The sequence below is a fragment of the Nocardioides jensenii JCM 1364 = NBRC 14755 genome (assembly GCF_001552535.1).
Lineage (GTDB): Bacteria > Actinomycetota > Actinomycetes > Propionibacteriales > Nocardioidaceae > Nocardioides > Nocardioides jensenii.
Window position 1 is genome coordinate 23,026 of record NZ_BCRJ01000034.1, and the last position, 26,460, is coordinate 49,485.

18 protein-coding genes are annotated in these 26,460 nt (G+C 68.6%); 10 read left to right on the forward strand and 8 right to left on the reverse strand.

Features of this window, described 5'->3' with window-relative positions; genetic code table 11:
• Positions 1-33: 33 nt before the first annotated feature.
• The 5 genes from NJ4_RS08975 (at position 34) to NJ4_RS26910 (ending at position 11,161) form a co-directional block, all read left to right on the forward strand.
• Entirely contained in the window at positions 34-1,911 is a 1,878-nt protein-coding gene (locus tag NJ4_RS08975) for a hypothetical protein (RefSeq protein WP_157550980.1), read from the forward strand.
• Between the two features lie 58 nt (positions 1,912-1,969).
• Positions 1,970-5,116 (forward strand): glycoside hydrolase family 78 protein, encoded by a 3,147-nt coding sequence (locus NJ4_RS08980; protein WP_067433295.1) that lies wholly within the window; start codon positions 1,970-1,972, stop codon positions 5,114-5,116.
• Positions 5,113-8,871, forward strand: a complete 3,759-nt coding sequence (locus NJ4_RS08985) for a glycosylhydrolase-like jelly roll fold domain-containing protein (RefSeq protein ID WP_067433298.1) — start codon at positions 5,113-5,115, stop codon at positions 8,869-8,871. Before NJ4_RS08980 ends, NJ4_RS08985 begins: the two co-directional genes overlap by 4 nt.
• A 72-nt stretch (positions 8,872-8,943) precedes the next feature.
• Positions 8,944-10,596: a bifunctional 3'-5' exonuclease/DNA polymerase gene (locus NJ4_RS08990; protein WP_067433304.1), complete on the forward strand. Its 1,653-nt coding sequence runs from the start codon at positions 8,944-8,946 to the stop codon at positions 10,594-10,596.
• 442 nt (positions 10,597-11,038) lie between these two features.
• The gene (locus tag NJ4_RS26910; protein WP_281178281.1) at positions 11,039-11,161 is read left to right on the forward strand and encodes a hypothetical protein; all 123 of its coding nucleotides are present in this window, start codon (positions 11,039-11,041) and stop codon (positions 11,159-11,161) included.
• A 42-nt stretch (positions 11,162-11,203) separates the two neighbouring features.
• Here the strand turns inward: NJ4_RS26910 and NJ4_RS08995 are convergent, their stop codons facing one another.
• From NJ4_RS08995 to NJ4_RS09015, 5 genes are read right to left on the reverse strand one after another with little or no spacing between them, the layout of a single operon-like run.
• Positions 11,204-11,977, reverse strand: coding sequence for a hypothetical protein (locus NJ4_RS08995; protein ID WP_067433309.1), 774 nt, complete (start codon positions 11,975-11,977; stop codon positions 11,204-11,206).
• Between the two features lies 1 nt (position 11,978).
• Positions 11,979-12,842 (reverse strand): ABC transporter permease, encoded by an 864-nt coding sequence (locus NJ4_RS09000; RefSeq protein ID WP_067433312.1) that lies wholly within the window; start codon positions 12,840-12,842, stop codon positions 11,979-11,981.
• Positions 12,839-13,786, reverse strand: a complete 948-nt coding sequence (locus tag NJ4_RS09005; protein WP_067433315.1) for an ABC transporter ATP-binding protein — start codon at positions 13,784-13,786, stop codon at positions 12,839-12,841. Before NJ4_RS09005 ends, NJ4_RS09000 begins: the two co-directional genes overlap by 4 nt.
• Positions 13,787-13,839: 53 nt before the next feature.
• A complete protein-coding gene (locus NJ4_RS09010; protein ID WP_067433318.1) occupies positions 13,840-15,237 on the reverse strand; it encodes a sensor histidine kinase in 1,398 nt (465 codons plus the stop codon).
• Complete coding sequence (locus NJ4_RS09015; protein ID WP_067433322.1) at positions 15,234-15,920, reverse strand: response regulator transcription factor; 687 nt, start codon at positions 15,918-15,920, stop codon at positions 15,234-15,236. The genes NJ4_RS09010 and NJ4_RS09015 overlap by 4 nt, the downstream gene beginning before the upstream one ends.
• Before the next feature lie 330 nt (positions 15,921-16,250).
• Between NJ4_RS09015 and NJ4_RS09020 the strand changes: the two genes are divergently transcribed.
• The gene (locus NJ4_RS09020) at positions 16,251-17,192 is read left to right on the forward strand and encodes an alkaline phosphatase family protein (RefSeq protein WP_082748314.1); all 942 of its coding nucleotides are present in this window, start codon (positions 16,251-16,253) and stop codon (positions 17,190-17,192) included.
• A 78-nt stretch (positions 17,193-17,270) separates the two neighbouring features.
• Here NJ4_RS09020 and NJ4_RS09025 read toward each other — a convergent pair whose 3' ends face one another.
• The 3 genes from NJ4_RS09025 to NJ4_RS09035 form a co-directional block, all read right to left on the reverse strand.
• Complete coding sequence (locus NJ4_RS09025) at positions 17,271-18,848, reverse strand: HYR domain-containing protein (RefSeq protein WP_082748315.1); 1,578 nt, start codon at positions 18,846-18,848, stop codon at positions 17,271-17,273.
• A gap of 233 nt (positions 18,849-19,081) precedes the next feature.
• The gene (locus NJ4_RS09030) at positions 19,082-19,498 is read right to left on the reverse strand and encodes a type II toxin-antitoxin system VapC family toxin (RefSeq protein ID WP_245644512.1); all 417 of its coding nucleotides are present in this window, start codon (positions 19,496-19,498) and stop codon (positions 19,082-19,084) included.
• Positions 19,488-19,715 (reverse strand): AbrB/MazE/SpoVT family DNA-binding domain-containing protein, encoded by a 228-nt coding sequence (locus NJ4_RS09035; RefSeq protein ID WP_067433331.1) that lies wholly within the window; start codon positions 19,713-19,715, stop codon positions 19,488-19,490. Before NJ4_RS09035 ends, NJ4_RS09030 begins: the two co-directional genes overlap by 11 nt.
• Before the next feature lie 194 nt (positions 19,716-19,909).
• Here NJ4_RS09035 and NJ4_RS09040 point away from each other — a divergent pair, with 194 nt between their 5' ends.
• Genes NJ4_RS09040 through NJ4_RS09055 form a run of 4 tightly spaced genes read left to right on the forward strand, consistent with a single transcriptional unit; the run spans position 19,910 to position 26,457 of the window.
• A complete protein-coding gene (locus NJ4_RS09040) occupies positions 19,910-21,349 on the forward strand; it encodes a DUF3375 domain-containing protein (RefSeq protein WP_067433333.1) in 1,440 nt (479 codons plus the stop codon).
• On the forward strand, positions 21,346-21,924 hold the full coding sequence (locus NJ4_RS09045) for a DUF4194 domain-containing protein (RefSeq protein WP_067433336.1): 579 nt from the start codon (positions 21,346-21,348) through the stop codon (positions 21,922-21,924). Before NJ4_RS09040 ends, NJ4_RS09045 begins: the two co-directional genes overlap by 4 nt.
• Positions 21,917-25,318 carry an ATP-binding protein gene (locus tag NJ4_RS09050; protein ID WP_067433339.1) on the forward strand — a complete coding sequence of 1,134 codons (3,402 nt, stop codon included), beginning with the start codon at positions 21,917-21,919 and terminating at the stop codon, positions 25,316-25,318. Before NJ4_RS09045 ends, NJ4_RS09050 begins: the two co-directional genes overlap by 8 nt.
• Entirely contained in the window at positions 25,315-26,457 is a 1,143-nt protein-coding gene (locus NJ4_RS09055; RefSeq protein WP_067433342.1) for a Wadjet anti-phage system protein JetD domain-containing protein, read from the forward strand. Before NJ4_RS09050 ends, NJ4_RS09055 begins: the two co-directional genes overlap by 4 nt.
• Positions 26,458-26,460 lie beyond the last annotated feature (3 nt).

Genomic DNA, 26,460 nt, shown 5'->3' on the forward strand with positions numbered 1-26,460 from the left:
TGAAACGTTTGCATTCTCTCGGAGGTCGACATTGTGTCGAAGGCTTCAGTGCTCGTCGCGGGGTTGTTCGTCGGTGTCCTGACCGTGGCCTTGGCTCCCGGGTCGGCCAGCTCGCACGCCGAGGTGACCGCTGACGATCACCCGCCCGCGAGCACAACGGATCCGGCGCCCGCCTCCTCTGACTTCGGCTACCTGACCGCCACCGATGGCCTCGGTCGCACGCTGCCGCATCACGGCGAGGTGCCCGAACCGAGAGAGGACCGCTACGTCGGCCTCTTCTACTTCCTCTGGCTGGGTCAGCACTCGACCTCGGGGCCGTACAACATCACCCAGATCCTCGAGGAGCACCCCGAGGCAGTGAACGACCCTGAGCATCCCGCGTGGGGTCCTGTGGGGGCGTCCCATCACTGGGGCGAACCGCTCTTCGACTACTACTTCAGCAACGACGCCTGGGTGCTCCGACGCCACGCGCAGATGCTCGCCGCCGCGCAGGTCGACTTCCTCTACTTCGACGTGACCAACGCCTTCACCTACAAGGCGGTCTACGACAAGCTCCTCGCCGTCTTCGACGACGTCCGACGGCAGGGCTGGGACGTGCCGCAGGTGGTGTTCTACACGAATGCCCGCTCCGGGGACACGATCGAGCAGCTCTACGAGGATCTGTACCAGCCCGGCCGCTACCGCGAGCTGTGGTTCGAGCTCGACGGCAAGCCCCTGATCATCGGCGACCCCGACGAGGTCTCTCCCGAGGTCCGCGACTTCTTCACGTTCCGCCGGAACCAGTGGCCGAACGAGCCGATGAAGGAGAACGGATTCCCCTGGATCAGCTTCACCCGGCCGCAGCAGGTGTTCGAGGTCGACGGCGAGCCCGACATCGTCAACGTGGCGGCCGCCGTGCACAACAACTTCCCGTTCAGCGACCAGCCTTTCTACGGCGCCGGCAACAACTGGTCCCGCAGCTTCCACGACGGATCCCTCGACCCGGCCCCGGACGCGTACAAGTGGGGATACAACTTCTCCGAGCAGTGGGAGCACGCGCTCGAGGTCGACCCACGCATCGTCGCGGTGACGGGCTGGAACGAGTGGGTGGCCCAACGCTTCACCGGCGACTTCCCCGGCTGGGACGGCAACCCCGACCGCCCGGAGGACCGCCCGGTCTTCTTCGTCGACCAGGCCACGACTGAGTTCAGCCGTGACCTCGAACCGATGAAGGGCGGGTACGACGACAACTACTACCTCCAGCTGGTCGACTACATCCGGCAGTACAAGGGGCTCGGACCGCAGGCGGCGCCGAGTCGGCGGCAGTCGATCGACATCGACGAGGGCTTCGACCAATGGGCCGACGTGCGGCCGGCCTACCGCGACTTCGTCAGAGACACCCTGCCCCGTGACCACGCGGGCTTCGGTGGCGTCACCCTCACCAACGACTCCGGGCGCAACGACTTCGAGGAGGTGAAGGTCGCCCGCGACGCCCACAACCTCTACTTCTACGCCCGCACCGCCGAGCCCATCGTGGGGTCGGACCAGCAGCGGATGAACCTCTTCCTCAACCTCGACGGCGACGGCGAGAACGGATGGAAGGGCTACGACTTCGTCGTCAACCGCACGGCGGGAGAGGGCACCACCTCGCTCGAGGCCAGCCAGGGCGGATGGGACTGGGCGCAGGTCGGCGAGGTCGACCACCGGGTGTCCGGTGACGAGATGCACCTCGCCATCCCCAGGTCACTGCTGGGTCGTCACGCGCGGGGTCGCCTCCACGTCGAGTTCAAGTGGGCGGACAACGTGCCCGACGGCGGGGACGTCATGGACTTCTACGTCGACGGAGACGCGGCTCCCGACGGCAGGTTCAGCTATCTCTACACCGAAGTGCCCCGGCTGCTCGCGCGGCCGGGTTCTGGCGAGGCGCACTGACGGGAGCGCCGACTCGACCCGCTCATGACCTGACAAACCAACCTTGGAGATACCTCTCATGTCTCGGTTCATCGCCATCATCGCCAGCGTGCTCGCCCTGGCCCTGGGCAACTCGGCACTCGTCGTCGCACCGGCGACCAGCGCCTCCGCGACCGCGCCCAGCAGCGACCTGCGGGTCGGGCAGCTGACCGTCAACGGCACCCACAACCCGCTCGGCTTCGACGACCCGACGCCACGGTTCGGCTGGGTGATGCAGGCCAAGGAGAACGGCCAGGCACAGACCGCCTACCGGCTGCTGGTCGCGACCAGTCCGTCGTTGCTCAAGGCCGGCCGGGCAGACGTGTGGGACAGCGGCAAGGTCGAGTCCGCCGACTCACGGCAGGTGGCCTACGACGGCCCGAAGGTCACCTCGCGCACCCGCTACTTCTGGAGCGTCCAGGTGTGGGACGCCGCCGGCCAGCCGGCGCCGCCCAGCAACGTGGCGTGGTTCGAGACCGGGCTGCTGCAGAAGTCTGACTGGACGGCCGAGTGGATCGCCCACGACGCGAAGTTCTGGCTGCCCACCACCAACACCGAGCAGAGCTACCCGGCGGAGCTGCTCGCCGGCAAGACGCTCGGCCAGACGTTCACCGCGGACCGGCCGTTCGATGCCGCCGCAGGTCGGATGCCGACCTGGAACACGGCCGACTCCGACGTCACCGTGACGCTCCGCCGCGACGGCCCCGCCGGCGCGGTACTCGCGACGCAGCGTCTCGTCGACCACCCCGACAACGGGTGGGGCGAGGTGAAGCTCGACGCGCCCGCCGAGCCGGGCACCTACTATCTCGAGATCTCCGACGTCGAGGGCAAGGTCGGCTGGTGGAGTCACAGCGACGACAAGTACGCCCACGGCACGGCGTACGCCGACGGTGAGCCGGTTGCCGGTGACCGCACCGTCCGGTGGACCCCGACGACGCAGGCGGACGACGAGCGCACCTCCCAGCTGCGCAAGGAGTTCGAGCTCGGCGACGACATCAAGTCGGCACGCCTCTACGTCACGGCGCTCGGCGTGCACGACGTACACCTCAACGGTCAGCTGGTGAGCAAGGACCGGTTCGCCCCGGGGTGGACCGACTACAACAAGCGCGTGCAGTACCAGACCTACGACGTCACCGACCTGGTCCGCGGCGGCGACAACGCCATCGGTGCGCGGCTCTCGACCGGGTGGTACTCGGGCAAGATCGCGATCTATGGCCAGAACCTCTATGGCCAGCTCCCGGGCCTGCTCGCCCAGCTCGAGGTCACTCACGCCGACGGCACCACCGAGACCGTGACGACCGACGACTCATGGCGCAGCACCCGCGGCGAGATCCGCGAGTCGGACATGCAGGACGGCGAGGCGATCGACGCCCGCGAGGCCACGCCCGGCTGGACGACGTCTGGCTATGACGACTCCACGTGGAAGCAAGTGATCCCGAAGACCGGCGTGACCGCGGAGCTCGTCGCCCAGGCCGACCCGCCGGCGCGGGTGACGCGGGAGCTGCCGACGCAGGAGATGACCGAGCCCGAGCCCGACACCTACGTCTTCGACGTCGGACAGAACATGGTCGGCACCGCACGGATCCAGGTGCGCAACCCGGAGCCGGGGCAGAAGCTGACCATCCGCTACGGGGAGGAGATCAACCCCGACGGCACGCTCTACACCGCGAACCTGCGCTCGGCCAAGGCGACCGACACCTACATCGCCAAGGGCGACGACGTCGAGACGATCGACCCGGTCTTCACCTTCCACGGGTTCCGCTACGTCGAGATCACCGGCTACCCGGGCCGCCCGAAGACCTCCGACGTGGTGGGACAGGTGATCAACACCGACGCACCGGAGACCGGCTCGCTGGAGACCTCCAGCCCGATGCTCAACCAGCTGCAGAGCAACATCACCTGGTCGCAACGCGGCAACTTCCTCAGCGTCCCGACCGACTGCCCCCAGCGCGACGAGCGGATGGGCTGGACCGGCGACATCAACGTCTTCGCACCGACCGCCGCGTTCAACATGGACGTCTCGACCTTCCTCGGCGACAAGTGGCTGCGCGACCTGCGCGACGCCCAACGCAGCGACGGGGCGTTCACCGACGTGGCGCCCTTCGTGCCCGTCGTCGGGGCCGGCAACACCGGCTGGGGAGACGCCGGCATCACGGTGCCCTACACGGTCTGGCAGACCTACGGCGACACCGAGGTCATCGACGAGAACTACGACGCGATGGCCGCGTGGATCACCTACCTCACGAACAACAGCACCGGCTACATCCGACCCGACTCCGGTTACGGCGACTGGCTCAACCTCGACGACAACGCCCCACGCGACCTCATCGGGACGGCGTACTTCGCCCACGTGAGCGGCCTGATGTCGCAGATGGCGCAGGCAGTCGGGAAGACCGCGGACGCCCAGGAGTACGCCGACCTCGCCGACGCGGTGGAGCAGGCGTTCGTGAAGAAGTACGTCGCCGCCGACGGAAGCCTGCCCGGCGACGCGCAGGCCGGCTACGTGATCGCGCTGTCCTTCGGGCTGATCCCCGACGACCTCGTCGACGAGACGGCCGACCACCTGGTGGCCAACCTCGAGCGGCACGACTGGCACCTGGCCACCGGGTTCCTCGGCACCCCCGACCTGTTGCCCGTGCTCACCGAGACCGGCCACACCGACGTCGCCTACCGGCTGCTCAACCAGCGCAGCTATCCGTCGTGGGGCTATGAGATCGACAACGGGGCGACCACGATCTGGGAGCGGTGGAACTCGATCGAGCCGGACGGCAGCTTCGGCGACGTCAACATGAACTCCTTCAACCACTACTCCTACGGAGCGGTCGGGAACTGGATGTACCGCAACGTCGCCGGCATCCAGCCGGACCCCGAGCACCCCGGCTACAAGCACTTCACCGTGGCGCCGATTCCCGGCGGCGGACTCACCCACGCGGAGGGGTCCTTCGAGAGCGGCTACGGCACCATCACCTCGGCCTGGCGCCTGGACGACGGCGACCTGTCGCTCGACGTCACGGTGCCCGTCAACACGACGGCCACGATCGAGATCCCCGCCGACGACGCGGTCCTGGTCGACGGCGCCGCGGCGGCCAAGGCCCCGGGCGTCACGTCGGTCGAGCGCGACGGCGACGTCGTGCGCATCGAGGTCGGTTCCGGCACCTACCAGTTCAGCGAGGGGAACGCCCGATGATGCGCAAGAACGTGGTGGGACTGGCGGCAGCGGCGTTGCTCGTCGGTGTGTTCGGGGCCGCGCAGGCCGAGGAATCGGGCGGCGAGAGTCCCGACTGGAACGACCGCACCGGGCGCCTCGACCCGGTCGCGTTCGCCGAGCCGCCGTCCACCAGCCGGCCGCACGCGTTCTGGTTCTGGAACGGCGAGCTCACCGAGGCCGAGCTCGACCGGCAGCTCGACGAGATGCAGAAGAACGGCGTCGAGGAGTTCTTCATCCACCCGCGGCAGGGTCTGGGCGGCGAGTTCGGGGTGACCGAGAACGACTACTACCTGTCCACCGACTACTTCGACAAGGTCGAGCACGTCGTGGAGCAGGCCGCCGACCGTGGCATGAAGGCCTGGCTCTACGACGACCTCAACTGGCCCAGCGGCTTCGCCGGCGGGCGCACCGTCCGCGGCGGTGAGGTGGACGGCCGCACGTTCGAGGCGAATCCGACCTACGTGCCGTGGTACCTGACGCCGGTCGCTGCCGACGTGCCCGGCGGCACGTCGTACGACCAGCCGGTGGCGGCGAAGGACCGTGAGGGCCCGGTCGATGACGAGCTGGTCGCCGCGGTGGCCTACCGCAGGGCCGCCAGTGGAACCTGCGTCACCAACGGGGAAGCCCGAGGGGTCGAGCTCGACGGCTCCTCGGCGCGTGAGCTCGAGCCGCAGGACGGGCGCATCTCGTGGACCGCCCCCGCCGGCGACGGCTGGTGCGTGGTGCAGCTCGTGCAGCGCCCGTTGCTCAACTATCACCCCGACCTCGAACCCGACGAGCCGTACGTCGACATGCTCAACCCGGACGTGACCGAGAAGTTCATCGACATCACTCACGAGGCGTACGCCGCCCGGGTCGGTGAGCAGTTCGGCGACACGATCCCGGGGATCTTCAACGACGAGCCCGGCTTCTACAACAACTTCCCCGACGGTCGTGGCGGCGCGGACTCGCGCGGCTCGGTCGCCTGGACCCCGGGCTTCCGTGACTACCTGACGCACAACGCCGGCCATGACCTCACCCGCGACCTGGCCGCGCTCTGGTATGACACCGGATCCGCGACCACGAAGGTGCGAGTCGCCTATCAGGACGCCCTGTCCGACAGGTACAACGAGGCGCACACGGTCCCGCTCGCCCGCTGGGCCGACGACCACGGCATCGCGTTGATCTCCAACCCTCTGGTCGAGGAGGACCTCGGCAGCCACCGGCTGATCCAGGGCGGCAGCTGGTTCGAGATGCAGCGTGAGTACCAGCTTCCCGGCATGGACCTGATCGGCGGTCTCAACCCGTCGGCGATCACGCCGAAGCTCAACTCGTCGGTGGCGCACCTGTTCGGTCGCGAACGCAATCTCGCCGAGACGTTCGGTGCGTTCGGGTGGGACCTGACGATGGAGGAGATGCGCCGCACCGTTGCCTGGGAGGCGGCCGGCGGCGTGGATCTGATCGACAACCACGCGTTCTACTACTCGACCGACGGCAAGCGGGCCTTCGAGTCGCAGCCGAGCGAGTTCTTCCAGAACACCTTCTGGCCGCGGTTCCACCAGTACGCCGACTATGTCGGTCGGCTGACCGAGCCGGCGCGCGGGGCGACACCGGTGAACCCGGTCGGCGTGCTCTACCCGAGCTCGTCGGTGATGGCCACCGGAACGCCGTGGGACGTGCGTGGCTTCGCCGGCAACGGCTCCGCGCTCGGACCGATCGACGCGTCCTGGACGGGGACCTCCAACGCGCTGCTGCAGGGACAGCTCGACTTCGACTACCTCGACGAGCTCGCCCTGGCCGGCGACGATGACCTCGGGGTCGACCTCGAGGTGAACGAGGGTGACCTGGTGCTGCGCGACCAGCGTTGGCAGACCCTGGTGATGCCGCGGGCCGACGTACTCTCCCTGGAAGCGCTGGACACCGTCGAGCAGATGGTGCACAGCGGCGGCACGGTGGTCGCGGTCGACGGGTTGCCGACCAAGGAGGCCGACGGTCGTGACGCCCAGCTCCGCACCCGGCTGGAGGCGTTGTTCGGAACCGATCCGCGGCACGCCCAGAAGTCCCAGAAGGACCACGGGAGCGGCGGTCTCGCCGTGTTCCTGCCCGACCGCAGCGAGCTCGCCGACGTGGTGAGGGAGCGGGTCACCCCGGGTGTGACCCTGGCCCCGGAGACGTCGGCGGTGCGCGTCCGGCACGTACGCCGCGGGGGAGACGACGCGTTCCTGGCGGTCAACCTGACCGACAAGACGGTGCGCACCACGGCCGACTTCGACGTGGCAGGCGTGCCGGAGCTGTGGAATCTCGACACCGGCGACCGCCGGGTCGCACCGGTCTACAGCAAGGGCGACGACTCGACGGCGGTCGACCTGGACCTGGACCCCTACGAGGCGGTCTGGGTGACGTTCCGGCCCGGTGCCCACGCACCGGGAAGGACACCGCATCTCACCGCCACCAACGCGGCCGAGGTGACGGAGGTGACCGAGGGGTCCGACGGACTGCGGACCACGTTGGTCGCCGAGGAGCCGGGCACCGTCTACGCCGTGGGCAGCCTCGGAGACCGGCAGTACGCCGCGCAGACAGAGGTGACCGACCCGATGGAGCCGATCGCCCTCGGCGGCGACTGGGCCTTCCGGTTCGATGCCGACGGCGCGAGCACGGTGACCCGACCGCTGCGCAGCTGGACCGACCTCGACCCGGAGTTCTCCGGCTCGGGTGTCTACACCCGCGAGGTCGAGGTGCCTGCGGACTTCCTGGCCGACGGGCGCCGGATCCGGCTGGACCTCGGCGACGTCCGTGAGCTGGCGGCGGTCTCGGTCAACGGGGACGCCCCCACACCGCTGGATGCGCGGCCCTACGTGGTCGACGTCACCGACCGGTTGCACCCGGGCACCAACACCATCGAGGTCACGGTCACCAACACCAGGACGAACCAGATCGAGCACAGTGCGCGTGCTTCCGGGCTGCTCGGGCCGGTGAGGCTGCAGCCGGTGCGGGTCGTCTCCCTCGATCTGCAGGAGGGCGCCGAGGTCACGTCGTACGACCTCTCCCTCGACCCGGCCCGGACCACCGTGCTGCCCGGACGGACCGCCACCGTGCGCGCCCGGATCGACGGGGTCGCGCCCGACACGCTGGCCGGAACGCTGACCACGCAGGCGCCGGAGGGCTGGACGGTCGAGCCGGCCAGTGCGCCGGTCGCCCTGGACTCCGACGGCCGGCGGGTCTCGCACGAGGTGCCGCTCGACGTGTCCGTGCCGGCGGACGCCGCGGAGGGCTCCTACGAGGTCACGGTCAGCTTCTCCACGGACGGCGGAGAGCCGGTCAGCCGCACCGTCACCGTGCGGGTGTCGAACGCCTTCGCGTCGTGGGAGTTCGAGACCCCCGGTGACACCGAAGGCTGGTCGGCAGGCAACCAGGTGAGCGAGCTCACCGTCTCCGGGGGCGTGCTGGGCTTCACTGCCACCGGCGGCGACCCGTACGTCGTCGGGCCGAAGGTCGACGTCGACCTCGCAGGAGGTGCCGTCGTCGAGATCACCATGGACTCCTCCGTCTCCGGTCAGGGCCAGTTGTTCTGGGCCACGACCGACGGTGGCTTCGCCGAGTCGCGGAGCGGCCGGTTCGAGACGGTGGCCGGGGCAGGGACCTACCGGGTGCCGATCCCGGCACAGGCGGCCAGGCTGCTGCAGCTGCGGCTCGACCCACTCTCCGGCACCGGAGACCTCGCGGTGCAGACGATCCGGGTGCTCCCGGCCGGCTGAACGCCCGGGGCGCCCGGGGTCCTGCACCCGGGTTCTTCGGCGGCGCCGGTCGGGCAGTGCGAAAGTGTGCTCATGACCCGGATCTCGCTCTCGCGCCAGCCCGGCGAGCGGGTGCTCGTGGTCGAGGGTGCGGAGGAGCGGGTGATCGCGGCGGCCGACCTGGCGGCGTACGTGCGCGAGCGTGAGGTCGACCGACCCCGCTGGGTGTGGGACGACACGGCCCGGTGGTACCCACCGTTGCTGGCCGCTGGGGTGCGGGTCGAGCGTTGCCACGACCTCAGGCTCGGCCACCGCCTGCTCCGACGCGCGCCCGCGATCGACGCGGCCCAGTTGGTGGGGCCGCAGTCGGAGCACTGGGACCGGCTCGGTCCCAGCGTGGAGTCCGATCCGGCGCTGTTCTCGATCGACGACGACGCCGAGCACCTGCGCGCCGACCTCGAAGACACTCGTCAGCTGGCAGCGGTCACGTCGTCGACCGATCCCGCCCGGCTGGGCCTGCTGCTGGCGGCGGAGTCGGCCGGGGCGTTGGTCGCGGCGGAGATGACGTTTGCCGGTGTGCCGTGGCGAGCCGACATCCACCAGCGCCTGCTCAGCGACCTGCTCGGTCCGCGGCCACCGTTGGGCTCCCGCCCACAAGGACTCGAGACGCTGGCCGACCAGGTGCGAAGCGAGCTGAACGCACCGGGACTCAACCCCGACTCACATCCCGAGCTCCTGGCCGCTCTGCGCAGGGCCGAGCTGGAGGCCCCCGACACCCGCGCCTCGACACTGCAAAGGCTCGATCACCCGGTCGTCGTCCCGCTGCTGCGTTACAAGCAGCTCGCGCACCTGTTCCAGACCAACGGCTGGGCCTGGAGCGATGAGTGGGTGCGTGGCGGCAGGTTCCGGCCGTCGTACCAGCCGGCAGGATCGGCCACGGGCCGGTGGTCCTCCAACGGGGGAGGGGCACTGTCCTTCCCGGCTCAGGTCCGGCACGCGGTGGTGGCCGACGAGGGATGGACCTTCGTGGTCGCCGACGTGGCGCAGCTCGAGCCGCGGGTGCTGGCCGGGATGAGTGGCGACCGCGCCCTGGCCCGGTCGGCGAGGGGCGCCGACCTCTATCAGGGGATGGTCGACGACGGTGCTGTTGCCACCCGCAACGACGCCAAGCTTGGACTGCTCGGCGCGATGTACGGCGCCACGAGTGGCGAGAGTGGGCGCATGGTCGCTGGCCTCACCCGGCGCTATCCGGCTGCGTTCGGTCTGGTCGAGGAGGCTGCGCGGGCCGGTGAGCGGGGTGAGGCGGTGCGCACCCTGCTGGGGCGCGGTTCCCCGACGCTGGGGGAGTCGTGGGCCCGGGACCCGGAGGGGCCGCCGACCGATCCCGAGGTGCAGTCTCGTCACCGCCGCACGTTCGGGCGCTTCACCCGCAACTTCGTGGTGCAGGGCACCGGGGCGGAGTGGGCGTCGTGCTGGATCGCGGACCTGCGCAACCGGCTCTGGAGCATGGGTGACGGGGCTTTCATGGCGCGCCCGCACCTGGTCTTCTTTCTCCACGACGAGGTCGTCGTGCACACCCCGCTCGCCCTGGCCGACGACGTCGCGGCGGCGGCCACCGAGGCGGCCGGAGCCGCCTCCGGCCTGCTGTTCCGCACCCTGGGCATCGACTTCCCGCTCACCATCTCGACCGTGCGGTCGTACGCCGATGCAGGCAAGGCCGGGGCCGTGGTTTCCCCTGACGCTTGACGTCCCAGGTCGAAAGGTCAGGCAGCGGCCGGAATGGAGAAGAGCTGGGTGGGTACAGAGGGATCGCGGCCGCCGGCCCGCCGGGGATTCGGCCTCGGACCTCGTGAACGGAGTCTCATCGTGTTGTGGACGATCCTTGTCGTGTTGGTAGTTGTCGCACTGGTGCTCTTCATCCTCGGGCGAGTACGTGGAGGCCGCGGGCTCTGATCCGACGCCCGACCACGCTCCGGCAGTGATCGGAGTCCGAGTTCCCCTGCCGTGGGCCAGGAGCGCTTCGTCGAGTGCTTCCTCAGCGACCCGAGAACCTGATGTCTGTACGCCGCAGCGTGCACGGAGGACAATGAGTCACCAGCCGGGCGGCGGCGCTGGCCAAGGCTGACGGGCTCGAGGTCGACGATCGTCTCGACCGCTATCAGCCGTTGCACGCCACGGGGCCGAGCTGTTGTTCCGGGCCGGGGACCTGGACGGCGCGACCGTCGCCTACGCGCGGGCGATCGAGCTCACCGACAACGTCGCCGAGCGCGAGGCGCTCGAGGCCAGGAGTCGGTGTACTCGTGGCTCGTGACAACGATGGGGCGTGGCTCGGCCCGTAGCCCGGGACTCGCCGTCAACGTTGGACCGGCAGCACCAGCGGTGGCGGTGCCACGCCCGCGGTGGTGGTCACTGTGTAGGTCACGTTCTTGGCCTTCGTCGGCAGTGCCCCGGGCAGGTTCAGTGAATCGGTCGCCTGTTTGGTGAGGGAGAAGTCGACCACCCCGAGGGGACTACCGTCGGCGGTGCCGGTGAGCGTGCCTCTGCAGCCTCCGGCTCCCTCGGCACAGGCCAGGTCCACGCGCAACCGTCCCGAATCGTCCGGGGTAGCGGTCGTGCTGGTGATCCTGACCGCTGAAGGGAAGGTGACGCGTGTGGGGGTGTTGTCGGACTGCGGATCGAAGCACGCGTCGAACTCGTAGACCGGGTTGTTCACCGTCCGGCCGTCCGCGGCGGCGATGGTCTGGTAGCCGATCAGCGAGGAGGGTCCTCCGGCGGTGTAGCAGCTGTTGCTGTGGACGGAGAGTTCGAACTTGCCGTAGCCGGTGGTCGGCATGGGCACGTTGGGGTCGTCCCAGCTCATCAGGCAGACCCATGAGGTGCCGGGTCCGTTCTGCGGCACGCCCGGCCCCTTGTCGCACATCGCCTGTGCGTGCAGAGACTTCGGCGAGATGCCCTTGTGTCCGAGCAGTGCGGCCTGCTGGCTGTAGACGTTGCTGAACGACACGGCGATCGATCGCTCGAGTCGGGGTTTGGTGACACTGCTGCCGCTGCTGGTGGCCCGGGCGAAGAGACCGAGTCCGGCCAGCACGACCACGGTGGTGAGAAGGATGGTGATGATGCGGCGCATGTCAGCCTCCGGTGATGTCGCGACGAACGGTGATGGCCAGGGCCAACCCCAGGGTCAGGACGGTCCACACTGAACAGGCGACGAGCCCGATCAGGAACGGGCCGGTGAACGCCGGGGTGGCCAGGAACCCGTGCCAGGCCTCGTAGGCGGTGGTGGGCAGGTAGGGCCTCAGGGCCTCGGCGCCACCCGTGGCACCGACGAGTTGCATCACCATTCCGATGACAGCGGGTGCGGCCACACCGACTGCGACGCTGCGTGACCACACGGAGAGCAGGATGGCCAGTGCGGTGAACGCGACGGTGGGTGGCAGTGTGCTGAGCCAACTGGCGCTGACGAGTCGCCAGGCCGTTGCCGGCGGCACGAGTTGCCCCGACAGCCCGGTCAAAGTCCCGTGGCCGCCGATCAGCACACTGGACACGATCGTGGAGGCGGCGAGGACCACCAGTCCGAGGATGGCGAAGCCCAGTGCGGTCGTGGTCTTGGCACCGAACAGCGACGCCCGGCTGACGGATCGGGTCATGATCGTCTTCCATGTGCCGTGGTGGTCCTCGCTCGCGAAGATGTCACCGGCCACGACGGCGGTGAGCAGGGGCAGCAGCCACTGTCCCGCGAAGCCGAGCACCAGGAGTGCCAGCGCGAAGCCGTTGGTGGTGGCGAAGCGTCCGAAGAGGGTGTCCTTGGGCGGGTTGCCCTGGGCGTGGATGATCAGTGCGATCGGAACGGGTGCCAGCAGGGCGCCGGCGAGCACGGCTCTGACTCGAACCTGGGCGCGTAGCTTGCGCACCTCGAACGCGAGTGCTGCGCCGAAGCCGGCACGATCCGTGGTGGCCTCGACCCGGCGATGGTCGGTGGCTGTGAGTGTCATCTGCTCCCGACCTCCTCTGCGAGGCCGGGATCCGAGCCCGCATCGGTGAGCATGAAGAACAAGGACTCGAGTGGGGTGCGGGTCGGGGTGAACTGCCGCAGCCGTACGCCGCTGGCGACGACGTCGGCGACCAACTCACCAACGGCCGTGTGTGCGCCGGACGCGATCAGCGCCGAGTGGTCGACGCTGAGGGTGACACCGGGATGTCGGTCGGCGAGCGCAACGGCTCGTTCGTTGTCGTCCGTGTCGAGCAGGTAGCCGGGGTCCGGTGCCATCGCCCGCAGATCAGCGATGCTGCCGTGGAAGGCGACCCCGCCTCGATTCATGATGGTGACGTTGCTGCAGATCTCCTCGACCTCCTCCATGTTGTGCGAGGAGAGCAGCACGGTCAGGCCGCTGTCCGCCAACCGCTTGACGAGGGCACGCATGTCGCGGATGCCAGCCGGGTCGAGGCCGTTGGCGGGCTCGTCGAGCACCAGCAGCTTCGGCTCCCGCAACAGGCTTGCCGCCACCCCGAGTCGTTGCCGCATCCCGTAGGAGAAGCCGCCGACCTTGAGGTCAGCGCGATCGGTCAACTCGACCGTCTCGAGCACGTCGGCGACCATTCCGCGGCGAACACCACCGTCGAGGCGAGCCAGGCCCACCAGATTCTGCCGGCCCGTCAGGTATGGGTAGAAACGCGGCGACTCGATGAACCCGGAGACACCCTCGAGCACTCGGATCCCGTCACGCTCCCAGGTGCGGTCGAAGACCCGCAGGGTGCCCGAGTCCGGACGAATCAGGCCGAAGAGCATCCGCAGGAACGTGGTCTTTCCGGCGCCGTTGGGCCCGAGCACGCCGTACACCTCGCCGGGGGCCACCCGGACCGAGATGTCGTCGACGGCACGGATCTCGCCGAAGCACTTGGTGATGCCCTGGGCATCCACAGCCAGTGACGTGGTCATGGCGACGACCGTAGGGAAACAGACATGAAGCCACGATGAAGGCCGGATCCGGGTCAGGCCGCAGGGAGCAGCACGGTCACGGTCATCGCCGGTGCGTGCTCGCAGGGCACCGGCACGCGTGGGCCGTGGGAGGCGTGGTGCCCGTCGAAGCAGAGTCGGAGCTCGCCTCCACAGCTCACGATCAACGATGCGACCAGAGCCAGGCCCAGCCCGGCGCCGGGGCGCGACCTGGCCTCGCTCGCTCGGGTGAAGCGTCGAGCAGCGGTCGCGAGCAAGTCGGGCGGCATGCCCTCGCCCCGGTCCGTCACCTGCAGCCGGGCCCACGAGCGGCTGGGGTGGTCAAGACGAACATCGAGCGGTGGCGCACCGTGGGCCAGTGCGTTGTCGAGGAGGTTGGTCAGTATGCGTTCGATCGCGAGCTCGTCGAGCGCAACGGGCATGGTGGTGACGAGAGACGTCAGGTTCACCTGGACCGCGTGCCGGGGATCGACGACGCGACGCTGGTCGATCACTCGGGCCGAGGTCGTCGCGAGGTCGCCGGTGCCCGGCCCTGCTCCGGCAGAGCCCAGCCGCAGCAGGTCTTCGGCAAGGTCCGCCAGCCGGTCCACGTCGACCTGGAGTTCGTCGAGGATCCGCTCGTGCTCGGGCACCGACCGTGCTCGGCGTCTGGCAAGTTGGATGCGACTGCCGATCAGGGTGATCGGAGTGCGGAGCTCGTGACTCGCCTCGTTGACGAACTGCCGCTCCCGGTCCAGGGATCGTTCGAGGCTGGCCAGCATGTCGTTGAAGGTGTGACCCAGGCGGGTGACCTCGTCATTGCGGGTGGAGGGCACCTTCAACCGCAGCTCGGTCGCGCCGGCAGCGATCTCTGCTGCCTGTCGGCGATAGCGTTCGACCGGTCTGAGGGCGGCCCTCGCCAAGCGCTCGCCGACGAACCCGGTCAGCAGCAGCGCTCCCAGTCCCGCGACCGCGAGCTGGGCGAGGAGCTCGCGCAGTGCCTCGTCGCGGTGGTCTCGGCGTACGCCGACCAGGACGTAGCGGGTGGGCGCCTCGGAGACCTTGACGACCTCGAGGCGGTAGGGATCCTTCGAGACCGGAAGCAGGTCGCCGACGTCGACAGTGGACGGGCTCGAGCCGACCTCGCGGAGCAGTCGGGCTGAGACCATGGGCGAGGAACCGGCGGGTCCTCCGTGATCGAGGACGGTGCCGTCGGCGCCCAGCACCTGCCACGCCACCCCGGTGGCCTCGGCACTCGATCGGTCCGTCACCGTGCCCTTCGGCCCGACGAGCGGAGACAACGTCCCGGTCGCTCTGGCCAGATCAGTGTCGAGTCCGCGGTCGAGGGCGTAGTTCACCCGCGAGTAGACGAACGCGCCGGCCGCGAGCAACACGACGAACATGGCCGCAGAGAACCCGGCGACAAGTCGGACCCGCAGCGGCAGACGGCTCATCGCGGCGCTGTCGGCTCGAGGCGATAGCCCACGCCGCGAAGCGTGGTGATCGTGCCGGTCCCGAAGGGCTTGTCGACCTTGGCCCGGATGGCAGCGAGGTGCACGTCGATGACGTTGCTCCGCAGATCTGTCTCCCCGTCCCAGACCTCGTCAAGGATCATGAGGCGGGTCACCACCTGACCGGCATGAGTGGCGAGCAGATAGAGGATGTCGAACTCCCGTGCCGACAGGGCAAGGTCAACGCCACCGCGGGCGACCCGGCGCGCCACAGGATCCACCACCAGGTCTCCCACCTGCACGGGCGCCTCGTTGGCCAGGCTGCCCCGACGGTGCAGGGCACGCAGTCGAGCAAGCAGTTCGTCGAGGTCGAAGGGTTTGGGAAGGTAGTCGTCCGCACCGGCGTCCAACCCCTCGATCCGGTCCCGGACGTCTCCGCGGGCGGTGAGCATCATGATCGGCGTCGACGCCACACCCAGGTCGCGCAGCCGGCGGGCGACGCTGACGCCGTCCAGTTGGGGGAGCATCCAGTCGAGCAGCGCAACGTCGTATGCCCCGTCACGAAGCAGGCGGTCATAAGCTGACCGACCGTCGTGCACGACGTCGACCGTCCAGCCCGCCTCCACCAGGGACTCTTCGAGCACTGCGGCCAGTCGTACGTCGTCCTCGGCAACGAGGATCCTCATCTTTGGCTGATCTCCTCAGTCGACTGTGGGGCACCGTCACGGCCCACCAGTTCAAGGTAGTGCTCCCGCGTTGGTCGATGCTCGCAATGCTGCCTTGCCCACTGCTGCGAGACCGTCCAGCTCACCATCGACGGATGCGCATGCCACGCAGTCCTTGGAGACGACACCCTGTTGGTCTCGTGCCATGCGGTCTCGAGGTCGGTCACCCGCGATGACGCAACGGTGGCGATCGACAGGGCGGCACCTTGCCCACCTGTGTCCTGGCCGAGTTCAGGTGCTTGGGCGTAGTTTGCGAACTGACTCGTCTCCGGCCCCGAAAGCAGTGACGCCATGAGGCTTCCTCCCCACCGGCTCACCTCGGCGTTGGTCGCGCTCCTGACCACGATCGCCCTGGCCGGGTGCCAGAACACGACGGAGACCTCGAGCGGCGGTGCGTCGCCGCGAGTGGTGCCGCATGTGGAGAAGGCGGGCAGTGAACCCTTGACCAAGGTCCTGGTCGTGGTCGAGGAGAACCACTCGCTGGACCAGATCCGAGGCGGCATGCCCTATCTGGCTGCCTTGGCGGAGGAGTATGGCTACGCGACGCGCTGGACGGCGTTGATGCATCCGAGTGAGCCCAACTATCTCGCCATCGTCGGCGGCTCGACCTTCGGCGTGACGGACGACGCGCCGCCGTCCGCGAACGCCGACAAGGTCGGTGCTGCGCAGTCGATCTTCGGGCTGGCCCTCTCCGCGGGAAAGACTGCCCGGACCTACGCGGAGTCGATGCCCGAGAACTGTCACGGGGCAGATCACCCGGAGAAGGCCGTCGGGAAGCCGATCTATGCGGCGCGGCACAACCCATGGGTCTACTTCACCGCTGAGCGAGAGCAGTGCCTGAGGAATGACGTGGATCTGAGCTCCTTCGCCGCCGACGTTGCCACCGATGACCTGCCCACCATCGGTTTCCTGGTCCCCGACCTCACCCACGATGCCCACGACGGCTCCCTATCTGAGGCCGACGCGTGGCTGGAAGAGCAGTTGGACCCAGTGCTCCGGAGCGCTGACTTCAGGAGCGGCCGACTCGCAGTCGTCGTGACTGCCGACGAGGATGACCGGGACCATGGCAACACGGTGCTCACTTCGGTGCTGCACGTCGACCTCAGGCACAAGGTGGTCGACGCTCCGCTCACGCACTACTCGCTGACCCGGTTCCTGGCAGAGGTGATCGGCGTTGCGCCCCCGCGGGAAGGGCGCAACGCCGCGGACATGCGCGCGGCCTTCGGTTTGTGAATGCCGAGCTTCCGATGGGCCACCCACCGGAGCACCGCCCCGCTCACGTCAGATGGATCAGGGCGGTGCGACCGACGGCTACATCGGGGGTGGCGGCACCAGGCAGCTCACCGCAGCCGAGGTGTTGCCGAAGGAGTCCACCGCAATGACCTCGGCGTCACCGGTGCCGAAGAGGTGGACGATGTCGCCGGGCATCGACTTCGACCGAGGCTTCCCGCCCGGCGTCTCGGTGTACTTGATCTGCTGCCCAGCGGCGTACGGCCCGAACAGCGTGCCACTGCCGGAGTCGCGGACATGGATCTCAGGGTCCGGGTCGACGAGGTCGGTGGCCCCCAGGGCGAAGAACCCGTCCTGGTTGTGCGAGCGCGGCACCGTGCCGCCGGGGTTGGCGCCTTCGGTGCACGCGACGTCAGGTGGGGTGGTGTCGACCACGGTCATCGTGCCGGTGCCCGAACCCGTGTTGCCGGCCGCGTCGATCGCCGTACAGGTGACGACCGTGGAGCCGATCGCGAACAGCGATCCCGACGGGGGAGCGCACGCCGGCACGAGCGGACCGTCCACGTTGTCGGTCGCGTTCGCGTCGTAGTCGACCAGGGCACCGTCGGGCCCGGTCGCCTCGACGGTCTCGTCACTGACCGTCACCACCGGGGGCTCGATGTCTCGCACCTCGACGTGGACCTGCTGGACGAACTCCGGGCCGGGCAGGTGACCGTTGACCAGGAAGCTGACCTCGCAGTGGAGCGTCGTGCCCTGAGGGGCGTTCGCGGCGAGAGTGATGGTCTCGTCGAAGGAGACCGTCCCGCCACTGGTCACGCTCTGCGACGGCGGGGTGAGAGTGATCGAGACGCCGGGGTCGCACACCGCCTGATGGGTGACCTCGGCGGGCAGGTTCTGGAGCGCGGACAAGATGGCGGCGGAGACCTGGGACGGGTCTGCCGATGCGAGCGTGCCGCCGGTGGCGCTGGTGACCGCGGTGGCCTGGCCTGCTGTGTCCAGCCCGTTCCACAGGGAGCCGTCTGCACCGGGGACCGCGATCGCGATGACGCGGACGCCGGCCGCCTGGAGCGCCGTGGTCGCCGTGGCCAGCGAGAAGCCGGCCGACGGGTCGTGGCTGGTGGAGTCCCCGAACATCACCACCACGGGAGTGCCGTCGCCACGGAAGTCGATCGCCGTGGGGATGTCGCCGAGTGCGCCGATCCAGTCCTCGGGGGCATCGCTGCCACCACCGGAGAGGGGCGTCCAGGCGTTGATGCCGGCGGCGACCGCGGCGGGGTCGCCGGTGAGCTGCTGGCGCAGGAGGAAGTGGCCACTGGAGTCGGCGACGTCCTTGTAGTCCGCGACCGCGAACTGTGCGGTGGGCTGGTCGGCCAGCACCTGGTCGACGATGGATGCGGCGTTGGACTGCACGTTGGCGATGCTGGCACCCATGCTGGTCGTGGTGTCGGCCAGGAAGACGATGTCGGGGTTGGGTGGGATGACCGGTGTCTCCACGGTCTTGGTGATCGTCACGGACTGTCCGGGATCCAGTGCTGTCGCATAGGGCGATGGCGTGACCCCGGGTACGGCGAATGCCGTGGTCGCTGTCCCGGTCAGCAGTACGGCGAAGATCGCCGCCCATGCTCCCCGAGACCGCCCACGACGGGATGTGTGCTCCATGGCACAGCCTCCTCATGAGGTGAACTGACACCCCACGATGGTCCCGCTGGCTGCGCACCACCATGACGCCATCTGCCCATTGCGAGACCCCTGGACGTGCGGCTGCGCGTTCCGCCATGACCCCATCTGGTCATTTCCGACAGCCGGATGGGGCTACTGGCTCGGGGGAAGCGGAGACATCACCAGGCAGGCGGAGTCAGGTGTTCCGCGCGCTGGTCATGAGACCGGCCAACCTACTCAGGGGCACGCACTTCGAGACCGGCGAAGTAGGTCCGGTAGCGACGGGCGTCTCGGGTCAGCAGGCGATGTCCGGCGACGGCCGCGTGGGCTCCGATGTAGAAGTCTGGGAGTGGAGTGACCTGTGCTCCGCCGCGACGGCGGTAGGTGAGGAACGCCTTGCCGGCCAGGAAACCGGCGGAGTAGGGGAGGGACTCCCGGACGAACTGACTGGCCGGCAGCGCGTCATCGAGGTCCTCGATCTGGTCGAAGCCGATCGACACCTCGGCGTACACGACCGGATTGATCACGACGCGGCCGATGTCGAAGGCATCGGCGAGCGCCGTGCTCGACCACTCGGACCAAGCCGGATCTTCAGTCACGACGTCGAGCAGGACATTGGAATCGACCAAGGTGACGATCTCACTCGCCACGAAGCAGTTCCATCAACTCATCGGTGGTCTTGTCGGTGTTGGCGCGCCCGCGGAGCCGGTTGACGATCCGGTTCCCACGCGTGGCGGCGGCCTCGCCATGGACGATCCGCAGAGTGTTGCCGTCCTCGACGACCTGCACCTCGTCACCCTCAGCGAATCCCAGGCGATGCCGTAGTTCGGCTGGGATCGTCACCTGTCCCTTGCTGTTGAGCTTCATCGCGGCCTCCGAAACGTAATACGTGCCTGACGTAATACATGCTACATCTTGGTTCTTGAGAACGGTGGCGAGTCGTTTGTCCAGGCCCCTGGAGATGGCTCCCAGTGCCAGCCTCCAGTGACTTACCGCGTGGTCACGGGTGAGCCTGTCGGTGGCCGTGTCTAGGCTCGTCCCCTACGGAACCGGGAGGACATATGGAGCATGCCGCGATTGACGTCCTGCGCGAGCGCCACGCAGCCTGGCGCCTGCTGCGCGCTGGCAATGCGTCGCTGATCCTCTCGTTCCTGGGCCGGTTCTTCGTGGAGGGCAACCGCGGCGCGACCGCCGCCGGCGAAGTCGCCGCTGCGCTCGATGACGATCTCTACACGCTGAATGCCGCGCTCACGACCGACAGCGGTGAGCCACGCTTTCCCAAGCAGCCAAAGGCCTACCTGGAAGACTGGTCCGCCACCGAGATCGGCTACCTGCGCCGGTTCTATCCCGTCGGTGTCGACGAGGTGCACTACGAGGCGACGCCCGCCTTCGAGAAGGCCTACGCGTGGGTGGAGAGCTTGCGATCGCGCTCCTTCGTCGGCACCGAGTCGCGGTTGCACACCGCCGTCGAGCTGCTGCGGCAGATCGTGCACGGGTCCGAGACCGATCCCGAGTCCCGGCTCACCGAGCTGCGTCGCAGACGTGACGAGATCGAGCAGGAGATCGCGGCGGTGGAGGCGGGCGAGGTCGCCATGCTCGATCCGACCGGCGTTCGCGACCGCTACCAGCAGTTCTCAGCCACGGCACGTGAGCTGCTCTCCGACTTCCGTGAGGTTGAGGAGAACTTCCGTGGCCTCGACCGGGCCGCCCGGGAGAAGATCGCGGCGTGGGAGGGATCCAAGGGTGACCTGCTGGTCGACCTGGTCGGTAGCCGCTCCGACATTGCGGGCTCCGACCAGGGCCGCAGCTTCCAGGCGTTCTACGACTTCCTGCTCTCCGAGTCGCGACAGGACGAGCTGGCCGAGCTGCTCTCCAAGGTCGCTCATCTCGACACCCTCGAGCTCGACCGGCGGGTGCGTGGCATCCACCACGACTGGGCCGAGGCCGCCGAGCGGGCGCAACGCACTGTGCGCAACATCTCCGAGCAGCTGCGCAGGTTTCTCGACGACCAGATCTGGCTGGAGAACCGCCGCGTGATCGACCTGGTGCGGGCCGTCGAGACCGCCGCTCTCGTCGTACGTGACAGACCGCCGACGCGCGGACTCGACGTCGACGAGCCCGGACTCGCCATCGCGCTGCCCTTCGAGCGTCCGCTGTACGACGCCCGACCCAGTGCCGAGGTCGAGAGCCTGATCCTGCCGTCGTACGACGCCGAGCTCGACACCGACCTGCTGTTCAACCAGACGTTCGTCGATCAGGCCCGTCTGGCCGACAACATCCGCGCGGTCGTGCCGCCACGCTCGTCGGCGCTGCTCGACGACATCGTGCAGCTCTACCCGATCACCCAGGGGGCGGCCGAGATCATCAGCTACCTTGCCCTCCAGGACGACGGGCTCGAGGTCGAGTTGGACGACACCGGCGAATGCCTGATCGACTATGAGGACCCGACCGGCCAATCGCGGCGGGCGCGACTTCCGAAGGTGACGGTGCGACGCAGATGAGCGACGAGCACGCAGTGGGCTCTGCGATCATCCGCTTGATGCAGGGCGTGGTCTACAAGGAGGCCGACGAAGACTCCTGGCTCGCCATCGAGCGCCAGGGTGGTGCCGTGCGCGACCACTTCGCGACCATCGGTGTCGAGGTCGTCGTCGGCGACTCCGAGGGTTACGCCTACCTCCGCGCGCGTCCCGACACGGAGGGCGAGGAAGCGCTGCCGCGTCTCGTACGCCGGCGCAGTCTCACCTACAACGTCTCGCTCTTGCTCGTGCTGCTGCGCAAGCGGCTGGTCGAGTTCGAGACCTCCGGCAGTGAAGGCCGCCTCGTGCTCAGCCGCGACCAGATCGTCGAGATGCTGCGCCTGTTCCTGGCCGACTCGACCAACGAAGCCCGCACCGTCGACACCGCGGAGTCCACCATCAAGAAGGCCGCGGAGTTCGGCTTTCTCCGTGCGCTGCGCGGCCAGCCCGACCACTGGGAGGTGCGCCGCATCCTCAAGGCGTACGTCGACGCGCAGACGCTCAATGACTTCGCGGGCAAGCTCAAGGAGTACGCCGAGACGGAGGCCTCGGATGGGTGAGGGACTCTTCTCGAGCGTGGAACTGGCACCCACGGGCCGGGCCGGCTACCGGCTGCACCATCTCGAGGTGTTCAACTGGGGCACCTTCGACCAGCAGGTGTGGCGCCTGACGCCCGCCGGCGACACCTCACTGCTCACCGGCGACATCGGCTCGGGCAAGTCCACGCTCGTCGACGCGTTGACCACACTCCTGCTCCCGGCACACAAGATCGCCTACAACAAGGCCGCCGGCGCCGAGTCGAAGGAGCGCACCCTGCGTTCCTACGTCGAGGGCCACTACAAGTCCGAGCGTATCGAGGCCTCAGGCACGTCCCGTCCAATCGGGCTGCGCACGGGTGGGAAGACCTACTCGGTCCTGGTCGGGGTCTTCGTCAACGACGGCCACGACGAGACCGTCACGCTGGCGCAGGTCTTCCAGCAGCGCGACCGCTCCACGCCGTACCGCTTCTTCGTCACGGCCGACAAGCCACTCACCGTCCTCGACGACTTCTCCGACTTCGGCTCCGACCTCAACGACCTGCGCCGCCGACTGCGAGCCGGCGGCGCCCAGATCTTCGACGGCTACCCGGACTACGCCCGGTCCTTGCGCCGCTCCCTCGGCATCCGGTCCGACCAGGCCCTGGAGCTGTTTCACCAGACGGTCTCGATGAAGTCGGTCAGCAATCTCAATACCTTCGTTCGCGACCACATGCTCGAGCCCTCGGACTCCACCGAGCGGATCCGCGAGATCATCGCCCACTTCGACGACCTCACCAAGGCATACGACGCCGTCAAGCGGGCCCGCGAGCAGCTCGAGGCCCTGGAACCGATCGTCTCCACGGCCACGAGGTATGACGACGCGCTGATTCGTCGCTCCCGCCAGGAGGCCCAACGTGACGCCGTACGCCTCTTCATCGCCGAGACCAGGGCCGACCTGCTCCGTGGGGAGCTCGCCGCCTTCACCGACTCGCTCGGTCGGCACACCCGGCAGCGCGATGAGGCCGGTGAGCAGCTGGCGTCGATCGCGCGCGAGCGTGAAGCGCTGACCGCCGAACGTGCCGGCGCCGGCGGTGATCGCATCGGCGAGCTCGAGCGCATCATGCTGCAAGCCCGGGAGCAGACAGTGGAGCGTCGCAGGTGGCGGGAGAAGTACGACGCCGCGCTGGCCGAGGCCGTCCCCGAAGCGGTCGGCTCCATCGTCGACGCGTCGTCGTTCGCGGAGCTCGCCGGGTCGTTGGGCGGGCGAGACATCGAGGTGGGCCGCCAGCTCGCCGACCTCGACACCCGGGTCGGCACGGTCGCCGGACAGCTCAACGACCTGGACAGGCAAGCGGCGGAGACGCGGGCCGAGCTGGCCAGTCTCGCCTCGCGCACCAGCAACCTGCCCAGCGGCCAGGCCGACCTGCGCGAGCAGCTGTGCCACGACCTGGGCCTGACCGAGGCTGACCTGCCGTTCGCCGGTGAGCTCCTTGAGCTCGACGACGGGCACGATTCCTGGCGTGGCGCCGCCGAGCGGGTGCTGCGCGGCTTTGCCCTGTCCTTGCTGGTGCCCCAGGAGCACTACGCCTCGGTCGCGCGCTGGGTCAACGGACGACGGCTCACGCACCGCCGCAACGACGGCAGGGTCGTGGGCTCCCGGCTGGTCTACGAGCGCGTCGCCTCCCGCCGGGTGCGGCTGCAGCGCGAGACCGGCGCCGGACTCCTGCTCGCTGACTGCCTCGACGTACGTGAAGGACCGTTCGAGGACTACCTCCGCGACGAGCTCACTCGACGTGCCGACCATCGGTGCGTCGAGACCGTGGAAGAGTTCCGTGACCAGCGCCGCGCGGTGACCCGCGAAGGACAGGTCCGTTCGGGCGATCGGCATGAGAAGGATGACCGCACCCAGGTCGGTGATCCCCGCAACTGGGTGCTGGGGTGGCGCAACGAGCGAAAGGTTGCCGCCCTCACCGACCTGCTCGGCACCCAGCAGGAGGCGCATCTCACGAGCAAGGAACAGTTGACCCGGCTTCACGAGGAGCGCACCGTGCTCTCGTCGCGCCAGTCGGCACTCACCCGCCTTGCCGACTACCCCGGGTGGTCCGGGATCGACCACGCCGAGGCCGATGCGCGGGCGTCCGCAGCCGAGGCCGAGCATGCCCGTCTGGTGTCCGGGTCGACGAAGCTGGCCGACATCGAGCGCCGCCTGGCCGATGCTCTCGTGCGGGCGAGCACCGTCGAGAGGGCCCGTGACGACCTGACCGGAGAGATCGGCAAGCTCGAGGAGCGCATCGATCGCGCCGGCAGGGCACTGGCCGATGACGAGCGACTCGTGGCCGAGCGGGAGAGCGACGAGCTTGTCTCGGCCCGGGCGTCGTACGACGAGCTGCGCGGGTTGCTGGGCAAGAACACACCATCCGCCTCCACGGACTGCGACGCCGCCCGCGACCGTCTCACCGGCGACCTGACCCGCTCCATCGAGCACCTCGGTCGAGAGCTGGGCGGCTACAACACCAGCCTGATCCAGGGCATGGGGGAGGTGCTGCGTCGCTGGCCAGAGCTGTGCAGTGACATGGACGCCGACGTCGACTCCCGAGGCGACTTCCTGGCCTTCCACGAACGGGTGGCCAACGATGACCTGCCGCGCTTCGAGAAGGAGTTCAAGCAGCAGTTGAACACCAACACGATCCGCGAGCTGGCTCAGTTCAACTCCTGGCTGCGTCGCCAGGCTGAGGAGATCGACGACCGGATCGACCGGATCAACGAGGCGCTCGGCGCCATCCCCTACAATCCCGGTCGTTACATCAGGCTCGAGAAGGAGCGCACTGTCAACCAGGACGTCGTCGCCTTCCGTGGTGATCTGCGCAATGCCACCGATGACACTCTGACGGCCGAGACCGACCACTACTCCGAGCAGCGCTTCCTCGACGTGAAGCGGCTCATCGAGCGGTTCCGTGGACGCGAAGGGTACGCCGACTCCGACAAGGCCTGGACTCGCCGCGTCACCGACGTACGCAACTGGTTCGTCTTCTCGGCCTCCGAGCGCGACGAGCAGGGGGAGGAGTGGGAGCACTACAGCGACTCCGACGGCAAGTCGGGCGGTCAGAAGGAGAAACTCGCCTACACCATCCTGGCGGCGTCGCTGGCCTACCAGTTCGGCCTGGAGTGGGGTGCCGAGAAGTCCAAGGACTTCCGGTTCGCGGTGATCGACGAGGCGTTCGGTCGTGGCTCCGACGTCTCGACGCGCTATGCCCTCGATCTCTTCGCCAAGCTCGGCCTGCAACTGCTGATCGTGACGCCCCTGCAGAAGGTGCACATCATCGAGCCCTATGTGCGGGCCATCGGATTCGTCGACAACCCCACCGGCACCGCGTCCCGGGTTCAGACCATGACGATCGAGGAGTACCGCGACCGTCGCGACGGACGTGGGACGTGAGCCGAGACTGGTCGACCGTCGATGACGTCGTCGCGAAGATGAGTCGTGTCTGGCAGGACGGAACGCTGCTGCGTCGCCATGCGTCGGGTGAGCCCTTCGAGTCGGTGGCTGTTCCGCTGCGAGGACCGAAGCCCTCGGAGATCGGTGACCGACTCGACGACGTACGCCGATGGGTCGCTCGCCTCGACGAAGGACGCCGCGGCGGCGCCCGCTACGACCTGGAGTGGGGCGACATCGGTGGCCGGCACTTCGGGCGGAACCGGGTGCCGTGTCGGGCGGTGGTCGCGTCGTGGGACCAGGCGTGGACACTGCTGGGGGTCGCACAGGATGTCGCGGCGTTCGATCGGCTTCTGGTAGGGGCCGACAACGACGCGGTGAGAGAGTGGGCGTTGGCCCATCCACACAAGGCGCTCAGCCTCGCAGCCGACTGGCCGGGTGTGCTGGCGGCCTACACCTGGCTCGACGAGCATCGTGATTCCGGCCGCTACCTGCGTGAGATCGACGCCCCCGGGGTTGACACCAAGTTCGCCGAGCGGCACCGGGGAGTGCTGGCCGCCATGCTCGGAGTGTCCGGCACTGCGACGGGCTTTGTCTCGGGCCTGGGGCTGCACAGCAAGCCAGAGTTCATCCGGCTGCGTGTCTCACCATCACTGGGCCTGCCCGCGCCGTTGACCGAGCTGGCAGTGCGTGTCGAGGAGTTGGCCGCATTCGACATCACGCCGACAACAGCGCTCGTGCTCGAGAACGAGATCACCTACCTCAGTGTCGATGTGCCACCCGGCGGGGTCGTGATCTGGGGCAAGGGATTCGACGTGGACCGAGTGGGGCGGCTGCCGTGGCTGGTCGACACGCAGGTCCTCTACTGGGGTGACATCGACACGCACGGTTTCGCCATCCTCGACCGTCTGCGCGCCTGGCTGCCGCACGCGCGCTCCGTGCTGATGGACCGCGAGACGTTGATGCGGCACGGCGATCGCTGGGGCGTCGAGGAACGACCCGCTACGTCCCGTCTGGCTCGCCTCACATCCGACGAGGAAGACGTCTACACCGCACTGGTCGGCGACGAGCTCGGCACCCGGATCCGACTCGAGCAGGAGCGAATCGAGTGGTCATGGGTGCAGACCCGGCTCCGGGGCTGAGGG